Origin of the sequence: Streptomyces sp. NPDC005492 (genome assembly GCF_040605995.1) — a bacterium.
Classification (GTDB): domain Bacteria; phylum Actinomycetota; class Actinomycetes; order Streptomycetales; family Streptomycetaceae; genus Streptomyces.
The window spans coordinates 33884-50705 of sequence record NZ_JBEXDX010000040.1; the positions used below are offsets into that span (position 1 = coordinate 33884).

Below are 16822 nucleotides of genomic sequence, written 5' to 3' on the forward strand. Positions count from 1 at the left end.
ACCTGGTTCCGTGAACGTCGACGACCTGTTCCTGCTGGGCATCCGCCTCCAGAAGATCGCGGAGTCCGCCGTCCCGGCCGAGGGCATCGGCGCCCACCCCACCAGCACCCGTACGGTCCTGCTCGTCGCCGCCGACATCAGGGACCACCCTGGCACCACGGTCACCGAGATCGCCCGCCGCACCGGCCTCGTGCAGAGTCAGGTCTCCAACTGCGTGGCCCGGCTGCGCTCCGCCGACGCCCTCCTCACCGAGCCCGATCCGACGGACGGCCGCCGCACCCTCCTCCGCACCAGCCCCGAACCGTCCCCCCGCATGAAGGCCGTCCGCGAGGCCCCGATCACTCCGGCACTCGCGGCTGCCACCACCGATCCCGAGGAGGCGTTGGCGCTGCTGGAACGGCTGGATGCGCTGCTGAGGCCGGCCGACTGAGAGCGGGTGCGGAGCGGGTGGACAGGGCACGGCTGTTCAGCCCACCTGCACGATCGGCTCCTTGGTGAACAGCGTGCCCAGTTCCGGTGCGTTGACCTTGCGGTCCGCCAGACGCAGTGCCTCCCAGACCGTGACCTGGTTGGCGGTGAGGACCGGTTTGCCCAGTTCCTTCTCCAGGTCTGTGAGGTGGCCGGCCGTGTGCAGGGCCGTGTCGGGGAGGAGGATCGCCTCGGCGTCCGGGGTGTCGGCGGCGCGGGCCAGGGCGAGGACCTCGTCGCGGCCCCAGGTGCCGACCTCGGCGGCGGTGATGATGCCGGAGGCGCGGACCTCGGTCGGTTCCAGTCCGCCGGCGCGCAGGAAGTCGGCGAAGAGGGCCGCCACGTCCTCCGGGTAGGTCGCGCCTACGGCCACCCGTCGCACCCCCAGCTCCTTCGCCGCGTAGACGAAGGCGAAGGACGTCGAGGAGGCCGGCAGGCCCGCCGCCCGGGCCAGGCCGCGCACCTGGTCGTGGGCGCCCTCCCAGCCGTAGACGAAACTGCCGCTGGTGCAGGCCCAGACGACCGCCTCGGCGCCCGACATGCGCAGTTGCTCGACGCCTGCCGTGAGCCGGTCGGGGGAGCCCATCTCGCGCAGGGCGTCCACGCGGTGAGCGTCCTCTCCGATGTCCGTGTGGACGAGGTCGAGGCGGACGTCGCTGCCGAGGAGCTGCTCGATGCGCGGGTAGTCGTCCTCTGCGGAGTGGCCCGGGTAGAGGAATCCGAGTGCGGTCATGACCAGCCTTCCTGGTGTTCTTCCGGCAGTACCGGCCCCCGGTGGCGCGCCGACTCGTCCAGCAGCGCCTGATAGGGGCCCACCGCACGCGTACCCAGCCTGCGCAGCGCTGCCCACATCGTGACCTGGTTGGCCGACACGACCGGTATGCGCAGTTCCGCCTCCAGTTGGGGGATCACGTCGTACGTCGGGAGGTTGGTGCAACTGATGAAGAGCGCGTCGGCGGCGCCCCGGACGGCCTGGTGGGCCATGTCGACGACGTCCCGGTACGGCACCTTCCAGATGTGCCGGGTCAGGCCCATGAAGGCGCGGCCGGTGACCTGGACGCCGGCCTCGGCGAGGTACTCCTCCAGGGACTGGGTGACGGACACCGTGTACGGCGTGACCAGGGCGATCCGACGGGCGCCCAGTTCGGTGAGGGCATCCAGCAGGGCGCCCGAGGTGGTCAGGGACTGCACCTCGCCGGCCCGGGTCATCGCCTCGCACATCGCGCGCTCCCCGGCGAGTCCGCCGACGAAGCTCCCGGAGGTGCAGGCGTACGCGACGACCTCGGGGGCGATGGCGTTGAGCGTGCGAACCGCGTCGTGCAGGGTCTCGTGCTCGCTGACCAGCCGGGCCAGGTCGAGGCTCACCTCGACGGGCACGAACGGCGTCCGCGTGAGGTGCAGCGAGATGTCGTCGGGGACCCAGCGCCACAACTCGCGGTCCAGCGCGAAGTCGAAGGGGGCGACGACACCGACACCGCGCTGCGGGCGGGGTCCGCCCAGAAAGGAAACGTGCATGGCAACACCGGCCTCACCAAGAGAAACGGGGTGACAACGGTCCGTGCGGGCGTCCGTGTTGACGAAGGTAGATTCGAGTGCGAGCGTGGTCAATCCGCGCATGTCAGACGGCCGCCAACCCTGTGCCTCCCGTGTTGCCTCCCGCGAGAAACGGCTCCGCATGACCGCACCTCCCGCCGCCCCGCCCACCCTTCTCGTCCTGGACGCCGACCCGCTGCCCCGCCTCGGAAAGCTCACCGGGCGGGTGCGGATCAAGCACGCGGACGAGTCGACGCTCGCGGCCCAACTCCCGTCCGCCGACGTCCTGTTGGTGTGGGACTTCACCTCGCACGCGGTGCGCGCCGCCTGGCCGGGCGAGGGTCCGCGACCGCGCTGGGTGCACACCGCGAGCGCGGGCGTGGACCATCTGATGTGCCCCGAACTCGCCGACTCCGAGACGGTGGTGACGAACGCGCGCGGTGTCTTCGACCAGCCGATCGCCGAGTACGTCGCCGCGCTCGTCCTCGCGATGGCGAAGGATCTGCCGAGGACGCTGGATCTCCAGCGGGAGCGGACCTGGCTCCACCGCGAGGCACAGCGGGTGGCCGGGACCCGCGCCTGCGTGGTCGGCTCCGGGCCGATCGGGCGGGCGATCGTCCGTACGCTCAAGGCACTCGGCGTGACGACCGCGCTCGTCGGCCGCACCCCGCGCACCGGCATCCACGGCCCCGGCGAACTCGACCGGCTGATGGCGCGCGCCGACTGGGTGGTCGCGGCGGCACCGCTCACCGACGAGACGCACGGCATGTTCGACGCCCGCCGCTTCGGCTGTATGCAGCCCTCGGCGCGGTTCATCAATGTGGGCCGGGGTCAGCTCGTCGTCGAGGACGCGCTCGCGGAGGCACTCACCAAGCACTGGATCGCGGGCGCCGCGCTCGATGTCTTCGAGGCCGAACCCCTCACTCCCGACAGCCCGTTGTGGCAGGTCCCGGGGCTGATCGTCTCCCCGCACATGAGCGGCGACACTGTCGGTTGGCGGGACGAACTCGGCACGCAGTTCGTGGCGGCGTACGAGAGATGGGAGGCGGGCAAGCCGCTGCCGAACGTGGTCGACAAGAAGCGTGGGTACGTACCAGGGCACTGAACTCCCCACTCTGGAGGGCCGGATGACGACCGAACTCACCGAGCTGACCGCCGTGGAACTCCTGGACGGCTACCGCAGGCGGGAGTTCAGCCCCGTGGACGCGACCCGCGCGACCCTCGATCGGGCCGAGGAGATACAGCCCGTCGTGAACGCGTTCGTACGGCTCGACGCGGAGGGCGCGTTGGCGCAGGCGGCCGAGTCGGCGGAGCGCTGGCGGCGCGGGGAGCCGGCCGGACTGCTGGACGGGGTGCCGGTCACGGTCAAGGACATCCTGCTCCAGCGCGGCACACCCACTCTGCGTGGCTCCAGGACCATTGCTGAGCAGGGAAGTTGGGACGAGGACGCGCCCTCGGTGGCGCGGCTGCGCGAGCACGGCGCGGTGTTCCTCGGCAAGACGACGACCCCTGAGTTCGGCTGGAAGGGGGTGACGGACTCCCCCTTGTCTGGCGTCACCCGCAACCCGCACGACCCGTCCCGCACGGCCGGCGGTTCGAGCGGTGGCAGCGCGGCGGCCGTAGCGCTGGGCGCGGGCCCGCTGTCGCTGGGCACCGACGGCGGCGGCAGTGTCCGTATCCCCGCGTCCTTCTGCGGGATCTTCGGACTGAAGCCGACGTACGGCAGGGTGCCGCTGTACCCGGCGAGCGCGTTCGGCACGCTGTCGCACGTGGGGCCGATGACCAAAGACGCGGCGGACGCGGCACTGATGCTGGACGTGATCGGCGTACCGGACGTGCGCGACTGGTCCGCGCTGGACCGGCCGTCAGGTTCCTTCACCGCTCAACTCGCGGAGGGGGTACGGGGATTGCGCATCGCGTACTCCCCCTCCCTCGGCGGTCAGGTCGCGGTGCGGCCGGCCGTCGCGGCGGCGGTACGGCGGGGCGTGGAGCGGCTGGCCTCGCTCGGCGCCTATGTCGAGGAGACCGACCCCGACTTCACGGACCCGGTGGACGCCTTCCACGCCCTGTGGTTCAGCGGGGCGGCCCGCGTGACCCAGAAACTCGCCCCGCAGCAGCGGGAGTTGCTGGACCCGGGGCTGCGGGAGATCCGTGCGGCGGGGGCGGCTCTCTCGGCGCTGGACTATCTGACGGCGGTGGACGTCCGGATGGAACTCGGCCGCCGCATGGGCCTGTTCCACGAGCGCTACGACCTCCTCGTCACGCCCACTCTCCCGATCACCGCCTTCGAGGCCGGAGTTGAGGTCCCGAAGGGTTCCGGGTACCGCCGCTGGACCGGCTGGACGCCGTTCACGTACCCCTTCAACCTGACCCAGCAGCCCGCCGCCACCGTCCCCGTGGGCAACGACGGGGACGGGCTGCCGATCGGCTTGCAGATCGTGGGGGCCCGGCACCGGGACGACCTGGTGCTGCGGGCCGCTCATACGTTGTTCACGCCCGCCGGAAGCTGAGCGTCTCCCCCGCCGCCCCCGTCCGCCAGAGGTCGTTGCACGCCTCCGCCATCCCCTCCAACCCCTCGACGATCTGGCCCCAGACGATGCCGGGCACCCAGCCCACATCGCCGTTGAGCAGCAGGTTGTTGCGTTCGTAGAACAGGGCCAGGTCGACGACCGTGGTGCCGGCGCGGACCTCGCGGTCGTAGCCGTAGGCCTTGGTGCCCAGCTCTGTACCGGCGAAGGCGAAATAGCAGAGATCGCCCGGAATAGGGGTGACTGTGGGGTTTTCCAGCGGGGGTTCCGTTTCCGCGAATGGCGGGAAAAGGGCGTAGATCTCGTTGCGGGCGTACTTGGCGTGGTAGACGTCGCCGGCGAGCGGCAGGGCCTCCCAGATCGCCGCGCAGGTGATCGGCGCGCGCTCTACCAGCAGTTTCGCGGTGCAGTGGACGTTCCTCTTGACGAGCGAGACTTCGATGAAGTGATCCGTCATGTGATCCAGGGTGCATAACCCTGGTGCGCTCGGGTAGCTGCGCGCCCATGGCTCCACCAATTGGGAACGACAGACACACATCCGGTCACACGCCGGGTCCCACCCGCCGGGCACTGCTCGCCGGGGCGGCTGCGGCCGGTGCGCTGGGCGCGGCCGGCTGCAGCCGTGTGGCCACCGCGTCGACCACGAACGGCGGTGATCTGCTCGCCCGGCTGAAGGCGCAGGGCGTCGTACGGCTGGGGATCGCGGGTGAGATCCCGTTCGGGTACATCGACAAGGACGGCCATCTGACCGGTGAGGCACCGGAGTTGGCGAAGGCGATCTTCAAGCGGCTCGGTGTCGACAAGGTGCAGCCCGTGCCCACCGAGTTCGGCTCGCTCATACCGGGGCTGAACTCGCAGCAGTTCGACGTCGTGGCCGCCGGGATGTACGTGAACCCGGACCGCTGTGCGCAGGTCATCTTCGCCGACCCTGACTACCAGATGCTCGACTCCTTCGTCGTCCGCAAGGGCAACCCGAAGGGGCTCCACAACTACAAGGACGTCGTCGCGAAGAAGGCGAAGTTCGCCACCGGCACGGGCTACGCCCAGATCCAGCACGCCGTCGACGCCGGGTACAAGCAGAGCGACATCCTGATCGTCCCGGACCAGGTCGCCGGGCTGAACGCCGTGGAGGCGGGGCGCGTCGACGTCTTCGCCGGTACGGCGGTCACCACGCGCGCGGTGGTCGAGAAGTCGCGCAAGACGGAGTCCATCACGCCCTTCGCACCGCTCGTCGACGGGAAACCGCATATCGACGGGGGCGCGTTCGCCTTCCGGCTGACCGAGACCAAGTTGCGCGACGCCTTCAACGTCGAGCTGCACAAGCTCAAGAAGAGCGGGGAGCTGCTCCGCATCCTGCGGCCCTTCGGGTTCACCAAGGCCGAGATGACGAACCTCACCGCGAAGGAGCTCTGTGGCGGCGGATGACCTCCGGACTCTGGGACCTCGTCCTCAAGGGAGCCTGGACCACCGTCCAACTCCTCGTGTTCAGCGCCCTGTTGGCGACCGCCGTGTCGTTCGTCGTCGGCATCGCCCGTACCCACCGGCTGTGGATCGTCCGTTTTCTCGCCGGTTTCTACACCGAGGTGTTCCGCGGCACCTCCGCACTCGTCATGATCTTCTGGGTGTACTTCGTGCTGCCGGTCGCCTTCGGCTGGCAGCTCGTGCCCCTGTGGGCGGGCACGCTCGCGCTCGGGCTGACCTACGGGGCGTACGGCACGGAGATCGTGCGCGGGGCGCTCAACGCGGTCGACCCGGCACAGCTGGAGGGCGGTGTCGCGCTGAGCTTCACACCCTGGCAGCGGATGCGGCTGATCCTGCTGCCGCAGGCGGTGCCGGAGATGATCCCGACCTTCTGCAACCTGCTGATCGAACTGCTCAAGGGCACCGCGCTGGTCTCGATCATGGGCATGGGCGATCTGACGTTCAGCGCCAGCCAGGTGCGGCTCGCGTTGCAGCAGAGCGCGGAGATCTACACGTATGTCCTGCTGATCTACTTCGTGATCGCCTTCGCGCTCACCCGGCTGATGCGCGGACTGGAGAAGAAGCTGAAAGCCGGGATCGGCAAGCCGGCCGGGAACGAGAAGGCCGCGCGTGAGCTGAAGCGCGCCCAGACCACGGGTGTCGGAGGTGGAGTCGCATGAAGTGGGACTGGAACGCCGTAGATGACTTCATGCCGTACTTCTGGGACGGCCTGAAGGTCACCCTGGAGGTGCTGGCACTCGGGTCGCTGATCTCGTTCGGACTGGGGCTGGTGTGGGCGCTGCTGATGCGGACGCCGACACGCTGGGTGCGCTGGCCGGTCGAGGTCGTCACCGAGTTCGTGCGGGACACTCCGCTGCTGGTGCAGCTGTTCTTCCTCTTCTATGTGCTGCCGGAGTGGGGGCTGACCTTCTCCGCGCTGACCACCGGTGTCTTCGCGATCGGGCTGCACTACTCGACGTACACGATGCAGGTCTACCGCGCCGGTATCGAGGCGGTCCCCGTCGGCCAGTGGGAGGCGGCGACCGCGCTGAACCTGCCGGTGCGCCGGACCTGGACCGTGGTGATCCTGCCGCAGGCGATCCGCCGGGTGGTCCCGGCCCTCGGCAACTACGTGATCGCGATGCTCAAGGACACACCGATCCTGATGGCGATCACCGTGCTGGAACTGATGGGCCAGGCCCGTCTCTTCTCCCAGGACCACTTCCAGTTCACCGAGCCCATCACCGTGATCGGCGTGGCCTTCATCCTCATCTCCTATCCCGCCTCCCTGCTGATCCGAGCCCTGGAGCGACGCCTTGTCCGCTGACACGCCCCTGATCAACGATGCCGACGTCAACGCCAACCCGCCGGTGGACGGCCGCGAGCTGATACGCCTGGACCACGTCACCAAGCGGTTCGGGTCCAACACCGTGCTCGACAGCCTCGACTTCTCCGTCGAGTCCGGCAAGCACGTCACCCTGATCGGCCCGTCCGGGTCCGGCAAGACCACGATCCTGCGGCTGCTGATGACCCTGACGAAGCCGGACGAGGGGACGATCACCGTCGGCGGGGAGCAGCTCTTCCCCGCGCCCGAGAAGCAGGTCCGCGAGATCCGCAAGAAGATCGGGATGGTGTTCCAGCAGTTCAACCTGTTCCCGAACATGACCGTGCTGCGCAACATCACCGAGGCACCGGTCACCGTCCTCGGCATGCCCAAGGAGGAGGCGGAGGCCCGCGCGCTGGAGCTGCTCGACCTGGTCGGCCTCTCCGACAAGGCCGGCGCCCGCCCGACCCAGCTCTCCGGCGGCCAGCAGCAGCGCGTCGCGATCGCGCGGGCGCTGGCGATGCGGCCGCAGGTGCTGCTCCTTGACGAGGTGACCTCGGCGCTGGACCCCGAGCTGGTCGCGGGCGTGCTCGACGTGCTGCGGGACATCGCCCGCACCACCGACATCACCATGCTCTGTGTGACCCACGAGATGAATTTCGCCCGGGACATCTCGGACCAGGTCCTGATGTTCGACTCGGGAAAGGTCATCGAATCGGGCCCGCCGGAGCGGATCTTCGGCGATCCGGAACATCAGCGGACCCGGGAATTCCTCGGCGCGATTCTTTGACATTTATTCAACTACGGCAAGTGAACTCTCGAACACCCAAGGTCTACGCCACGGGGCATTCCGCTGACATATGCCATCCGGCTTACGTCCCAGTTGGGAGGGCATCAGGAGGGCCATAATCTCGCCAACAGCCGCTCCACATCGGCCGTTTGACGGCTATCGTGGAGAGGAATCGCTGTCCGGTATCACGGCCCACAAAGCGAGCGCAGGGAGAAACACCGTGGCGCTGATGCACGAGCCGACCGCTCCCCACCATTCGGCCCAGGACGCGCTGCGCGTCCTGGAGACAGTGTCAGCCCACTCCGCCGGTGTCACCGACACCGAGCTCGCCCGCCTCACCGGCGTCGGCGCCGCGCGCCTGACCGCACTGCTGCGGATGCTGCGCCGCGAGGGCTACGTCGAGCAGCTCACCGACGGCGCCTATGTCACCGGCGAGGCGCTGAACCGGCTCGGCTCCGCGGCCGGCCGGGACCAGGCGGTGCGCGAGCAGATCCAGCGGACCCTCGACCGGCTGCGCGACTCCCTGGGCGCGGCGGTCTACGTCAGCCGGTACGTCGACGGCGAGGTCACGATCACCCAGTACGCGGCAGGACCCACCACCCCGGCGGTCAACGAGTGGGTCGACTTCCGCGTCTCCGCGCACGCCACCGCGCTCGGCAAGAGCCTGCTGGGCCAGCTCGACCACAACGGCCGCCGCGACCACCTCTCCCGCCACAAGATGGCCCGCCTCACCTCGCGCACCATCACCAGCGACAAGCTGCTGCTCTCCCGCCTGGAGACCCAGCCGCCGACGATCCCCCACCTCGACCTCCAGGAGTACGCGGTCGGCACGGTCTGCGCGGCCGTCCCGATCACCGCCGGTTCCTCGGTGGGCTGCCTGGCCCTCTCCCTCCCGATCGAACACGCCCACCGCCTCCGCCGAGCGGCGGACACCCTGAACCGCGGAGCGGGACCTGTCCTTCTCTCCCTGGCCATCTAGCGGCTGGTTCGAAGCACCCCTCCGGACCAGGTAGTATTTTCTCGTCGCCCTCCGCGAGACACAGATCCAGCGGAAGGCGTGAGTCATGCGCCGCTAGCTCAGTTGGTTAGAGCAGCTGACTCTTAATCAGCGGGTCCGGGGTTCGAGTCCCTGGCGGCGCACATGTGCGATCTGGGCGTTCTCCCTTCGGGGAGGGCGCCCTTGGTCGTTCTCGGGGCCGGATACCGCACCTTCCAGCGCCCTGCGTCAGCGCTAGGGCCTGTCGTTTGGATCATGCCGGCGTCGCGGGGCGTGGCACGCACATCTGCCGCGTTGTCGTCACTCGCCGACGCTCCGCGTCGCCTCCCTCCTCCGCCTTGCATCTGCACGCACCACGCCCCGCTCGGGTGGGCCGACAAGGCACCGTCAGTCGGGCCGGCCTGATCCAAACGACAGGCCCTAGCCGGCCGAAGCCTCGAAGCCCGCGCTGTCGCAGTAGGACGCCGCACGCCCCTCGGCCCCGGCGTCGCCGCCGATCGCGTTGACGGTGTCGTCGAGGATCTTGGTGCCACCGTGGTTGAGGCCTTCCCGGTCGAGCCTCTTCGAGGCGTCGATGGCCGCCCGCCCCTTCGACGCGACGATGTCGTACCCCGTGTCCTCTCCGTCACCGGCGGCAGCCGCACTGGCCGCCGAGGCACGCTTGGCCTTCTCCCAGGCCCCCAGCTTGGCGCAGTAAAGCCCCTGCCACTCCTTGGCCTGCGCCGGATCGCCCGACGAACAACCACTCATCAGGACGGCGACGACGACAACTGCCGCTGCCTGCGCGGCTGTTCGCGTACTCCCCCTGCTGTGCCTCATGTACATGCCCCCCCGAAGCTGTCGGCACAGAGTATCGATCACCGGCTCGTGGAGACGAAGGGCCCTTCGGCGTCCTCCGGGGTGAGGCGTCGATAGGCCGCCTCCCCCGGCGGCCGCCACCACACCGGGTCGGCGCACGCGATCCCCTCCCGCCGCAGGCCCGCCCGGTGGATCTTGTTGGTGGCCGTCACCGGCATCCGGTCCACCACCCGTACGAACCGGGGTGCCATCTTCGTCCCCAGGTCCGGCTGGGCCAGGAGGAACTCCGCGAAGGCGAGGGGGTCGAAGGTGCCGGCGATCGTGGCCATGACCTGGTCGCCGGTGACCGGGTCCGGGACCGCGTAGACCGCCACGGCGTCGGCGCCCTCGTAGCGGGCGACGATGTTCTCGATCATCGCGGCGGCCAGGTTCTCGCTGTCGACGCGGAGGCGGTCGTCGGTGCGGCCGGCGAAGTAGAGGTAGCCGTCGTTGTCGCGGTAGAAGAGGTCGCCGGTCCAGTACCAGCCCGCCCGACGGCGTTCCGCGTCCGCCTCCGGGTTGCGCCAGTAGCCCTCGAAGGGGTTGGCGCCCCGGTTCACCAACTCCCCTATCGTCTCTTCCCCGTTGAGCAGTCGGCCTGCCGAGTCGAAGGCGGCCGGCGGGCACTCCGCGTGCGTCTCGGGATCGAGTACGGCGAGGCCGGGCGCCGCCGGGCCGACCGCCCCGGACGGCGTTCCCGGCGACCACTGCACCGCCGCCCCGCCCTCCGAGGACCCGTACCCCTCCACCAGCCGCACCCCGAACCGCCGCTCGAACGCCGCCGAGTCCACCGCCCCCGCCTCCGTGCCGAAGCCCATGCGCAGCGGGTTGTCCCGGTCGTCGGCGCGCTCCTCGGTGGCCAGGATGTACTGCACGGCACGGCCGACGTAGGTGAAGTACGTGGCCCGGTACCTCCGTACGTCGTCCAGGAAGCGTGATGCCGAGAACCGCCGCCTCAGCGCGACCCCGGCCCCGGCCGCCAGCGCCGGTGCCCAGTCGGCGATCACCGCGTTGCCGTGGAACATCGGCATGCAGATGTAGTGCACGTCGTCCGGGAGGACTTTGAAGCTGTCGACCAGTGAGCGGCCCGCGGCGGCCAGGCGGCCCTGGGTGCAGATCGCGACCTTCGGTGCGCCGGTGGATCCGGAGGTGAAGTAGAGCAGGATGCGGTCGTCGGGGGTGGCGTGGGCGAAGGCATCCGGTCGCGTGCCCGTATACGGCGCGAGCAGTTCGGCGTAGGGCTGAGTGTCCGTCACCAGGAGCCGTACGTTGGGGAGTTGGAGGCCTTCGAGGAGGGGCAGGTGGGTTTGCTCGGTGACCAGCAACCGGCATTCGGTGTGCAGGATGTCGCGGGCCAGTTCGGGGCCGCGGCGGGTGGGGTTGATGCCGGCTACGGCCGCGCCCGCGAGGGCCGCCGCGCTCAACCACAGGGGATATTCAGGGGTGTTGTCGAGCAGCACGCCGACATGGGGTGCCGCGCCCGGCGACAGCAGGTCGGTCAGCAGCGCCGCCCTGGCCGCGGCACCGGCCGCCACCTCGTGGTGACTCAGCACCCGTTGCCCGAACCACAGGCCCGGTCGGTGGTCACCCCACCGCGCCTGTACGAGTTCCGCGACCGTGCGCCTCGTGGACTCCATGGGGGCGCACGGTAGTTGACGTACCGTCAGATGTGGAGCCCTACGGCAGGTCGCCTCCCACCACCCTGAACATCTCGTGGGCCACGAGGATGAACCCGAGGCAGAAGACGACGATCATGCCGAAGAAAGCCAGCGCGCAGCCCGCCCCCGCCGCGAGCTTTCCGCGGGCCGGGGCGTGGGCGGTGGCCCGCTCGGGGTGGTCCGCCGCGTAGTACACGGTGACGATGTCGCCCTCCAGGGTCGTCCCCGGCCCGTTCCGCTCCTCGAACCGGACGGTCCCGCCCTGGTGTGTCGTGAACTCGTAGACGTGGTGCAGCGTCGTCGACACCATGCTGTCCCCGCCGCCGCTGGTCGTCGTGTACGTCCGCAGACAGCGCGCCCGGGCCGTGAGCCCGCTGCTCCAGGCGCTGTTGACCTGTCGCGAACGGCGGATCACGGCGGTCGCGCCGAGCGACACGATGCCGATGATGAGCAGAGGTGCGAGGTAGAACAGCGCTTCCATGGTGTCCCCCGAGGTCAGGCACGTGCCGCTTGGTGTGGGGAACCTACCCCCGGGGGACGCCGGACTGTCTCAAGCGAAGCTCAGAACGTGACGTCCGAGCAGGCGTAGAACGCGTTGGCCGTGTCCGCGATCGTCCACACCGCGACGATCACATGGTGGCCGGAGAGACCGGACGGAAGCGTGCCGCTGTGCGAGAGGGTGGATGGCGGGCGCTGGCCGTTGTAGGGGACGGTGAGGAACGGCGTGGTGTTGAGGTCCGAGCGGGCCAGGTTGTGGTTCTGGTTCCAACCCTGCTTGGTGACGTAGTACTTGAAGTCCGTGGTGGCGTGCATGGCGGTGAACTGCCAGCGGAAGGTGTACGACTGACCACCCGTCATCTTTGTCGTCGGCCAGGCGCCGCCCGACGGTGTGGTCGGCGCGCTGAGCTGGCTGAAGCGGCTGACGCCGCCGTTGCAGATCTGGCCGTCGGCGGGACCGGCGGCCGGGAAGCCCTTGGGGCCCTCGACGCTCTGCGGCTCGTACTGGATGTCACCGCAGTTCGTCACCGTGCCGTTGGCGCAGAGCTTCTGCCTGCTGATGGGGAGGTCGGTGTAGCCGTGGCTGCTCGCGGCGCCGGACGAGAGCACGATGGCCCCGGCCGTGGTGAGCCCGAGCACGGCGGCGTACCACTTGGTCTTTTTGCGCATGCTGCCGCTCCTGGAGAACGTGTGGGGAAGTTCCGTGAGCCGTGCAGGTCTAGACCAAGTCCCAGATTATTGCCGTTACTTGACTGTGTCCATCCCCATCACGGGCTCGCTTCCGCCCGCCCCGAGCAGAACGCCACCGTCAAGTCCTTCACCAGCGCCTTGCGTTCGTAGTCGTCCAGTTCCACCAGGCCGCGCACGGTCAGCCGGGTGACGGTGTCCTCCACCGAGTCGACAACCGAGGTGAGCATCGTCGCCCGCTGCTGCGCGTCCAGCGCGGCGATACGGCGGCGGGTCATCGCCGCGGCGACCTCCGGGGCGTACTCGACGCGCAGCGGCCGTACCGAGAACACCTCGATGCCGACCGGCGCCGAGTCCGCCACGACCAGTTGGGTCAGCGCGTCGGCGGCCAGGTCGGCCGTGCCCTTCGCGCCGCCGCCCGGCGGCTCCACCGGCACCCGGGCCAGCGCCGCCTCCACGCACTCGCGCAGATACGTCTCGTGGTCCTCGACCCCGAGGGTGGCACGCGCGGTGTCCCGCACCCGCCACACCACGAGCACCACGACCCGCAGCGCGACCCCGTTCGCGTCGGCGGCCGGCAGCGGCTCGCCGCGCCAGTGCCGCAGCCGTACGTCGACGCGGCGGCGCAGCAGCAGCGGGTTGACCCACATCAGGCCGGTGCGCCGGACCGTCCCCCGGTAGCGGCCGAACAGGCCGAGCACCCAGGCCCGTCCGGTACGGCCCCGGGCCAGCCCGCCGAAGCCGAACAGGCCGAGCGCGCCGGCCCCGGCGTACGCGGCCCACTGCGCGGGGCCGAGCCCGGCACCGGCGTAGACCGGCAGCCGTAGCGCATGCGCCGCGAGCGAGGGCAGGACGCCCGCCCACCACGAGGTGGCGAGGCAGCCGGCGATTCCGCAGGAACCGGCGAGCACCCCCGCCGTGCCGGGCAGCACCCGGGCGGGCCGCTCCACCAGGTCGGGGTCGACCTCGGGTGCCGGGCGCGGCTTGGCCGGTACCGGGCGGCGGAAGCGGGGCTGCTCGCCGGTGCCCTGGCGGCGGGCCACGACGGCGGGCCTGAGCGGCACCGGCGCCGGGTCGGGGTCGTCGCGGAACAGCAGGTGGACGGGGATCTCGGTGGTCGCCTCGTTCTGGATGAGCCGCGCGGGACGGGTCTGCGCCTCGGGCGGCCGCGCGGGTTCCTCGTTCTCGGGCGTCTGTGAAGTGGTCGTCGTACTCATGGTTGCTTCCAGCCTCCGCGCCAGATGCGTCACAACGGGTGGGGTCGAGCGTGATGGGCTTCGTTACGAGAAGAGCCGGCGCCAGGTCTCCGGGCCCGGGTAGCCGTCCGCCGCGCCGCCCCGCCAGCCCTGGGCGCGCTGGAAGGCCTCGACGTTGCGCCGGTCGGGCTCGCCCCAGCGGGGTCCCGGGCCGGTGGTGTAGTACGTGCCGAACCCCTTCTTGACCAACTGCTTTCCCAGCTCGGTGACGTACTTGTTGGTCGCGCCGGGGCGGAACATGCCCCGGCCGGGGTAGCCGGGGACGCCGTGCGAGGCGGGGGCGGGCGGGCCCGCCGCTCCCGCGGGCGTGCCGCCGATGCTCCGGCCCTTGCCGGTGACGAGAAGTTCCCAGGTCTGCGGGCCGGGCAGGCCGTCCGCGTCCGCGCCGGTCCAGCCCTGGGCCCGCTGGAACGCCTGGGTGGCCCGGAGGTCCGCGTCCGACCAGCGCGGTCCCGGACCCGAGGTGTAGTAGGAGCCGGCGCCCCGGGCGACGAGCATCGTGCCGAGCTGGGTGACGTATTCATTGCTGGCGCCGGGGCCGAAATACGTCGCTCCCGGATACCCGGTCTTCGACGTGCCCGTCCCGGCCGGGGTCACCGGGGGCACCGGGGGCTTGTCCCCAGCGCTCTCCGTCAGGCCCTTGGAGCGGTAGGGGACGTAGTTGGCGGAGTGGCTCCAGTACGCGTACGGGGTGGACTGGCGGCGGGCGTGCGAGGGGGTCTCCTCCAGGGCGATGTAGTAGGTGTGCGTGTAGTCGGTCCAGCCGCCGAAGATAACCACGTGCGAACCCTTCTCGGGGTTCTCGGGATTGTGGAACAGCAGAATGTCGCCGGGCTGCAGTTCCTCCTTGGAAATACGCACCCCGTACCGGTCGAGGCTGCCGGTCCATTCGTTCCCCGCCAGACCCCAGGCCATCGAGACGAACCCCGAGCAGTCCTGCCGGTAACCGTCGGACCAGTATTCGTCCATGCTGTACGGCACCTGCGCCGCGATCCAGGTCTTGGCCCGGTTGATGATCTCGGCGCGGGTGGTCGTGGGCACCCTGACGGCGCCGGCCGGCTTCGCCGGTTTCCCGCTCGGGCCGTGCAGCGGGGCCTTGGTGCCCTGCGGGGTGGCGGGCTCGTCACCCGTGTCACCTGCGGGAACGCCGGGGCGGGCCGGGGCGTGGGGAGCGGCGAGGGCCGGTACGGCGTGCCCGGCGGCAAGCGCGGCGGTCGCGGCCGTCGCCACGACGAGGACCCGCTGGGCGGTGGGCGGACCGCCCGTGCGGCCGGTCGGGGAATACGGCGGGACGCGCCGCCGCTGAACGCATCCGGGGCAATCACAATCGCTCGCGGGCTCGAATTCCTCGAATACCGGAGTCTCCATGCGATGCCCCTCACACTCCAGGTGGAAATTTCCGCACTCGTGCACGTCCGTCAGTTTCTCAACTGTCTTCCGGACTCGCATGTTGACGGTCCGAATGATGTACGGCGGCCCCTGACCGGCCGGGGAGGGTGGTCCGGAGCACCCCCGGCCGTCCGGTACAGTTGTGCAGGTCAGCGCGCGCCGCTAGCTCAGTTGGTTAGAGCAGCTGACTCTTAATCAGCGGGTCCGGGGTTCGAGTCCCTGGCGGCGCACGATGACGATGGCGAGGCATGTTCGCGGAAAGCGCGAACCGGCCTCGCCATCGTTGTTTCTGCACGGCTTCGCCGCGCGCCGCGGGGGCTCCGCCACCCACACCCCCGTGGAGGGCCTTTCGCATGGGCGGAGCACATGGGGGAACATCCCGTCCGGACGGAACACAGCTCTCCCCCCGTTTGGCCGGATACCCTCTGGCCATGGCAGCCCGTGACCTGCAGGAGCGGATCAAGAAGCTCATCCTCGACCGTCGGCTGCCCTCCGGGGCGCCGCTGCCGACCGAGCCCGAGCTGATGGTGTTCCTCGGCGCGAGCCGGAACTCGGTGCGGGAGGCGCTCAAGGCCTTGCAGGCGATGGGGATCGTCGAGATCCGGCACGGGTTCGGGACGTACGTCGGCCGGATGTCGCTCGCGCCGATGGTCGAGGGCCTCGCGTTCCGTACCGTCGTCGGGCACTACCGCGGCGAGGACAGCCTGCTCCAGTTGCTCGAACTGCGGGAAGCCGTGGAGTCGGGGCTCGTCGCCCGGCTGGCGGGGCGGTTGCCCGAGCGGGACCTCGTCGAACTGGACGCGCTGGTGGCCCGGATGGAGCGGGAGGCCGCCGAGGGGGTCGGGCTCGCGGCCACCGATCGCGTCTTTCACGCCACCCTCTACCGGGGGCTGGACAACGCGCTGCTGAGCGAGGTCCTGGAGGCGTTCTGGGACGCCTTCCATCGCGTCCACACCGATCTCGCGGCCGGCCCGCAGGACCCCGAGGTCACCTGCCGCCAGCACCGGGCGATCCTCGACGCGGTCCGGTCCGGAGATGCGAAACGTGCCGAGAACGCCATAAGGGAGCACTTCGACAACGTCCGCACAAGACTGTCCACAACGGCTCCACATGATCCCCACACGCGCCCCAATGAACGCGTATGACCGGTAAACACCGCGTTTCGTGTCTTGCGATCAAGCTGAACACCGTAGAACCCTGGTTTTGAAGATACTGCCGGTACACGGCAGTTGAGGGGGTACGGAACCGGTTGCGCGGTTTCGCGGGGAGGAGGGGCCCCGCCCAGGAACGGATGTCGAGGGGGGCATTCCGCAACCGGACGGTCGCAGTGCCATGTCTCTGTGAGTGGACTGTGTGGTGACTGTGGCCACCACTGACACGCCCGTCGAGAGTCGAG

At 70.0% G+C, this 16822-nt stretch carries 18 protein-coding genes and 2 tRNA genes; 11 read left to right on the forward strand and 9 right to left on the reverse strand.

All coding sequences use genetic code 11. The annotated features are described in order from the left end of the window. The first annotated feature begins 10 nt into the window (after positions 1–10). Positions 11–430, forward strand: coding sequence for a helix-turn-helix domain-containing protein (locus ABZT04_RS35840; protein ID WP_356061913.1), 420 nt, complete (start codon positions 11–13; stop codon positions 428–430). Between the two features lie 36 nt (positions 431–466). Here ABZT04_RS35840 and ABZT04_RS35845 read toward each other — a convergent pair whose 3' ends face one another. Next, complete coding sequence (locus ABZT04_RS35845) at positions 467–1201, reverse strand: decarboxylase (protein WP_356061916.1); 735 nt, start codon at positions 1199–1201, stop codon at positions 467–469. Then, a complete protein-coding gene (locus tag ABZT04_RS35850) occupies positions 1198–1983 on the reverse strand; it encodes a decarboxylase (protein ID WP_356061919.1) in 786 nt (261 codons plus the stop codon). Before ABZT04_RS35850 ends, ABZT04_RS35845 begins: the two co-directional genes overlap by 4 nt. Before the next feature lie 160 nt (positions 1984–2143). Here ABZT04_RS35850 and ABZT04_RS35855 point away from each other — a divergent pair, with 160 nt between their 5' ends. Both ABZT04_RS35855 and ABZT04_RS35860 read left to right on the forward strand, forming a co-directional pair. Next, positions 2144–3106 carry a D-2-hydroxyacid dehydrogenase gene (locus ABZT04_RS35855; RefSeq protein WP_356061922.1) on the forward strand — a complete coding sequence of 321 codons (963 nt, stop codon included), beginning with the start codon at positions 2144–2146 and terminating at the stop codon, positions 3104–3106. 22 nt (positions 3107–3128) lie between these two features. Continuing rightward, positions 3129–4511: an amidase gene (locus ABZT04_RS35860; RefSeq protein WP_356061925.1), complete on the forward strand. Its 1383-nt coding sequence runs from the start codon at positions 3129–3131 to the stop codon at positions 4509–4511. On the opposite strand, the gene ABZT04_RS35865 is transcribed toward ABZT04_RS35860, so the two are convergent. Then, entirely contained in the window at positions 4492–4986 is a 495-nt protein-coding gene (locus ABZT04_RS35865; protein ID WP_356061928.1) for a DUF3830 family protein, read from the reverse strand. The two genes, ABZT04_RS35860 and ABZT04_RS35865, sit on opposite strands and share 20 nt — an antisense overlap. A 47-nt stretch (positions 4987–5033) precedes the next feature. On the opposite strand from ABZT04_RS35865, the gene ehuB reads away from it, so the two are divergent. The 6 genes from ehuB (at position 5034) to ABZT04_RS35895 (ending at position 9244) form a co-directional block, all read left to right on the forward strand. Beyond that, positions 5034–5954, forward strand: a complete 921-nt coding sequence (gene ehuB, locus ABZT04_RS35870) for an ectoine/hydroxyectoine ABC transporter substrate-binding protein EhuB (protein ID WP_356061931.1) — start codon at positions 5034–5036, stop codon at positions 5952–5954. After that, positions 5951–6670: an ectoine/hydroxyectoine ABC transporter permease subunit EhuC gene (ehuC, locus tag ABZT04_RS35875; protein ID WP_356061934.1), complete on the forward strand. Its 720-nt coding sequence runs from the start codon at positions 5951–5953 to the stop codon at positions 6668–6670. Before ehuB ends, ehuC begins: the two co-directional genes overlap by 4 nt. Continuing rightward, positions 6667–7317, forward strand: a complete 651-nt coding sequence (ehuD, locus tag ABZT04_RS35880; RefSeq protein WP_356061937.1) for an ectoine/hydroxyectoine ABC transporter permease subunit EhuD — start codon at positions 6667–6669, stop codon at positions 7315–7317. The genes ehuC and ehuD overlap by 4 nt, the downstream gene beginning before the upstream one ends. A gap of 10 nt (positions 7318–7327) precedes the next feature. After that, on the forward strand, positions 7328–8104 hold the full coding sequence (gene ehuA / locus ABZT04_RS35885) for an ectoine/hydroxyectoine ABC transporter ATP-binding protein EhuA (RefSeq protein WP_356062022.1): 777 nt from the start codon (positions 7328–7330) through the stop codon (positions 8102–8104). Positions 8105–8324: 220 nt separating this feature from the next. Beyond that, positions 8325–9083, forward strand: coding sequence for an IclR family transcriptional regulator C-terminal domain-containing protein (locus ABZT04_RS35890; protein WP_356061940.1), 759 nt, complete (start codon positions 8325–8327; stop codon positions 9081–9083). Between the two features lie 87 nt (positions 9084–9170). Beyond that, positions 9171–9244: transfer RNA gene (locus tag ABZT04_RS35895), tRNA-Lys, on the forward strand. A gap of 277 nt (positions 9245–9521) precedes the next feature. Here ABZT04_RS35895 and ABZT04_RS35900 read toward each other — a convergent pair. The 6 genes from ABZT04_RS35900 to ABZT04_RS35925 form a co-directional block, all read right to left on the reverse strand. After that, positions 9522–9920 carry a hypothetical protein gene (locus ABZT04_RS35900; RefSeq protein ID WP_356061943.1) on the reverse strand — a complete coding sequence of 133 codons (399 nt, stop codon included), beginning with the start codon at positions 9918–9920 and terminating at the stop codon, positions 9522–9524. A gap of 38 nt (positions 9921–9958) precedes the next feature. Further along, positions 9959–11575: a long-chain-fatty-acid--CoA ligase gene (locus ABZT04_RS35905; protein WP_356061945.1), complete on the reverse strand. Its 1617-nt coding sequence runs from the start codon at positions 11573–11575 to the stop codon at positions 9959–9961. Between the two features lie 40 nt (positions 11576–11615). Beyond that, entirely contained in the window at positions 11616–12077 is a 462-nt protein-coding gene (locus tag ABZT04_RS35910) for a DUF3592 domain-containing protein (protein WP_356061948.1), read from the reverse strand. Between the two features lie 80 nt (positions 12078–12157). Next, a complete protein-coding gene (locus tag ABZT04_RS35915; protein ID WP_356061951.1) occupies positions 12158–12763 on the reverse strand; it encodes a lytic polysaccharide monooxygenase in 606 nt (201 codons plus the stop codon). Between the two features lie 98 nt (positions 12764–12861). Further along, on the reverse strand, positions 12862–13998 hold the full coding sequence (locus tag ABZT04_RS35920) for an SPFH domain-containing protein (RefSeq protein ID WP_356061954.1): 1137 nt from the start codon (positions 13996–13998) through the stop codon (positions 12862–12864). 63 nt (positions 13999–14061) lie between these two features. Then, entirely contained in the window at positions 14062–15405 is a 1344-nt protein-coding gene (locus tag ABZT04_RS35925; protein WP_356061957.1) for a peptidoglycan-binding protein, read from the reverse strand. Positions 15406–15582: 177 nt separating this feature from the next. Between ABZT04_RS35925 and ABZT04_RS35930 the strand changes: the two genes are divergently transcribed. Continuing rightward, positions 15583–15656, forward strand: a tRNA-Lys gene (locus ABZT04_RS35930). A 201-nt stretch (positions 15657–15857) separates the two neighbouring features. Beyond that, positions 15858–16571 carry a FadR/GntR family transcriptional regulator gene (locus tag ABZT04_RS35935; protein ID WP_356061960.1) on the forward strand — a complete coding sequence of 238 codons (714 nt, stop codon included), beginning with the start codon at positions 15858–15860 and terminating at the stop codon, positions 16569–16571. Positions 16572–16822 lie beyond the last annotated feature (251 nt).